Below are 2858 nucleotides of genomic sequence, written 5' to 3'. Positions count from 1 at the left end.
ACATGTCACCACTTGCACCACGTATCGCCCACCCCGTTTTGGTACCTAGATCAAAACAAAGAATCGTGTTAATCACCGCTCCTCTCCATACAAAACGTATTTTATAAAATTACTGTTTTCCCAAAGCGGAGGAGAAAGAGATATGAGAAATATGCAAGAAAATTTTGTAGAATTAACTGACATTACAATTAACATGAACAATAAATTGAATAACATTGAAACAGAACTCGCAACATTCAAAAGACAAAGTATATTGAAAAAAGACCTTCCCCAAATGATAAGAAATTCCTTAGAAACTTTGTGGACAGAAAACATAGCAGAAGGTTTAGGACCAAAGATGAAAGTTGAGATCTTTAATCTTAAACCTGAAGATCTATCACCAGAAGGTATTCTCATAGAATTTTCCATCAAAAACCCCACAGACCGACCAATGAAAATGAACTATATACGAATAGATGAAAATAGCCCTTTCGAATTCGTTCAAGCATTCTATCCAACTCCTTATCCATACTCTCAAAGCTCTCCAAGAAGCATTCTTAAAACATCTCCCAAATGTATCGATTTAATAACTCCCGTTACAACAAATCCTGTCATCCAAAACAACGTATTAGAAAGAGGAATTGACCTATTTACAGTGAATGGTGGGTATAGTTTTCGATGGGAATTAAAAATTCGCTCCATAGAAACAGAAAATCATGATAAACTATCCGTTCCGATCTTTATCTTAGAACATACTTCATCATATGACCCACATAAAACACTTGAAGTTCGCTTTTGGCCCAGCTTTTTTCGAAAATTAAGTCATCAACGATGATAATCTTATAAGATTGGGAATTAGGTTTTACTTATCTTCTCACCTATTAAGGTGAGAAGATAAAAGTATTTATTAGTTTGTTCTTTTTCATGAATCATAACCTCCAAAGGTTCCTATAACTCTTCTTTCTTGTACTTTCTTTTTCAACTCTTCAATTGACATATTTAACTTTACAATTAATATATCTTTTTCCTTCAGTTCTGTTTTGAGCTCTTGTTCTCTATTGCGATAGAGCAAAACAAAAAAGAACATAGCGATAACACAAAAGAACATAACCGCATTGGTAGTAAAAAACGTAATAATTGCTACTAAACTCATCTTTCTCTCCTCACTTACCCTTCTTCTTACTCTTCTTATTCTTATGAAGCGGCGCTTTTACTGCTTCATCACGCTGTTTAAGCTCTTGTGTTAGTCTTTCAACTTCCTCGTCGCGTGATTGAACATCTGCTTTTAGTGCCTGTATCTTTTCACTTTTCCGTGTAAACTCTTCTCGATACGCATCTATACTTTGTTTTAGTTCTTCAGTCTTTTGTTTCAGTTGTTTAATTTCCTTGTCACGTTCTTCAATCTCTTGCTTCAGTTGTTTAATTTCCTTGTCACGTTCTTCAAGATCCGCATCACATTGATCAATTGTCTGCTTGCTTTCCTTTAAATACCTAAACTCATTCTCTCTCATTTCTTTCTTAAGATCTTGAACCTGATCTTTAAGTGCTTTAACTTGGTTGCGATAATGCAATGCAATACGAAACATCACTCCGCTTAAGAGCAAAACTGAAACCACTGCTATCCATAAAATTTCATTCGAACTCATTTTGATCTCCTTAATGCTGCAATCTATCGACCTTCTGATCAACACCGCAGCTCTTGCTAATTTTCGACAATGGGGGGTGTTGCTCTTGCATTAATCTCTGCAAGCGCTCGGGATAAAAAAAATCTTCTGGACGCAAATCTATCCCATGCTCACGTGCATAGTTCAAAAGCATAATTTGGTATTTAGCTGGAATGATGCCGCCTTTACCCTCTCGCTTTTCAAAAGGGTAAGCCCATTTTCTAATTACAATAACATTGCGATTAACGATATTAGCAACTTTTTTATACCCACCTAGATACTCAATTATGAGTTTTGCGGTTTTCGTATATGTTTTTATCATAGCGATAAAAATACGATATCAAAAATATTTAGTCAATACGAAAAACGTATCATTGTATTTTTTATATTGTAAGGACTTTAAAAATAAGGAATAAACTTAATTATGATTAGGCAAAAAGAGCTAAAAATTTGGATAAAAAAAGAGCTTGATAAAATGGGACGAGGGAGCCAAGCCAAGCTTGCCGCCCATCTTGGTATAAGAAGACCAGCTATATCCAATATGATTAATCTTAATACAAATAGGGAAATGAGAGATATTAAGGCAGATGAGTTAGTTAAAATTATGGAGTTTTTTAAAGATTCTTCACCTATTTCTGGACCTTACTCTGATGATTTTCTTTACTTATATTCACAAGCGAATGATTCTGAAAAGAAGATTGTCGAGGATCTTTTAAAATCTCTGCTCGCAGCAAGAAATTCATAAAAGCTTTTTTTTCACATTCGGTTAATTTATTTAGCATGATGGATAGCTGCTTTTCTTTTATATTTTCTATCATAAGCACCTCATTAACATTAATGATAATAAACAAAATCGAATAGATTTATAAAAATAAAAATACGTTTTTCGTATTTTATCTATTGACACATCGTTACGAAAAACGTATTAATTACTCCATATCTTAGAAAATAACTTTTGCCAATAGGCAGTATGGAGGCATTTGTGAATAAACCAGTGTTTATAAATTCTGATGAAATTCTCTTAGTGATGTGCGAAAATGAAGAGCAAAATCTCGCTAAATCTGGTCCTTTCTTAGAAGAAAGTGACATGATCAAATTTATCGACCAAGCCGATAATGCTGTCCAAATTTTGCGTATTGAACCAACGACTAATCGTTGCGAAGATATCTCTGAAGATATTGCCGAATTCTATCTTAAAGAATGTGAAGAGCAGTG

At 33.9% G+C, this 2858-nt stretch carries 5 protein-coding genes and 1 pseudogene; 3 read left to right on the top strand and 3 right to left on the bottom strand.

All coding sequences use genetic code 11. The features are described 5' to 3' along the window. The first annotated feature begins 142 nt into the window (after positions 1-142). Positions 143-814 carry a hypothetical protein gene (locus ACFIO5_RS09665; protein WP_375621782.1) on the top strand — a complete coding sequence of 224 codons (672 nt, stop codon included), beginning with the start codon at positions 143-145 and terminating at the stop codon, positions 812-814. Positions 815-901: 87 nt separating this feature from the next. Here the strand turns inward: ACFIO5_RS09665 and ACFIO5_RS09660 are convergent, their stop codons facing one another. Genes ACFIO5_RS09660 through ACFIO5_RS09650 form a run of 3 tightly spaced genes read right to left on the bottom strand, consistent with a single transcriptional unit; the run spans position 902 to position 1965 of the window. Beyond that, positions 902-1132 carry a hypothetical protein gene (locus ACFIO5_RS09660; RefSeq protein WP_208434686.1) on the bottom strand — a complete coding sequence of 77 codons (231 nt, stop codon included), beginning with the start codon at positions 1130-1132 and terminating at the stop codon, positions 902-904. A gap of 10 nt (positions 1133-1142) precedes the next feature. Continuing rightward, on the bottom strand, positions 1143-1625 hold the full coding sequence (locus tag ACFIO5_RS09655) for a hypothetical protein (RefSeq protein ID WP_375705285.1): 483 nt from the start codon (positions 1623-1625) through the stop codon (positions 1143-1145). Between the two features lie 10 nt (positions 1626-1635). Further along, positions 1636-1965 carry a hypothetical protein gene (locus tag ACFIO5_RS09650; protein ID WP_375643708.1) on the bottom strand — a complete coding sequence of 110 codons (330 nt, stop codon included), beginning with the start codon at positions 1963-1965 and terminating at the stop codon, positions 1636-1638. 102 nt (positions 1966-2067) lie between these two features. Between ACFIO5_RS09650 and ACFIO5_RS09645 the strand changes: the two genes are divergently transcribed. After that, on the top strand, positions 2068-2388 hold the full coding sequence (locus ACFIO5_RS09645) for a helix-turn-helix domain-containing protein (protein WP_375612651.1): 321 nt from the start codon (positions 2068-2070) through the stop codon (positions 2386-2388). A 237-nt stretch (positions 2389-2625) separates the two neighbouring features. Then, positions 2626-2858, top strand: a pseudogene (locus tag ACFIO5_RS09640) (hypothetical protein); the annotation flags it as partial.

It is taken from the genome of Bartonella sp. AA86SXKL (assembly GCF_042196885.1).
Note: the sequence above shows the minus strand (reverse complement) of the source record. Positions and strands in the feature narration are given on the sequence as shown.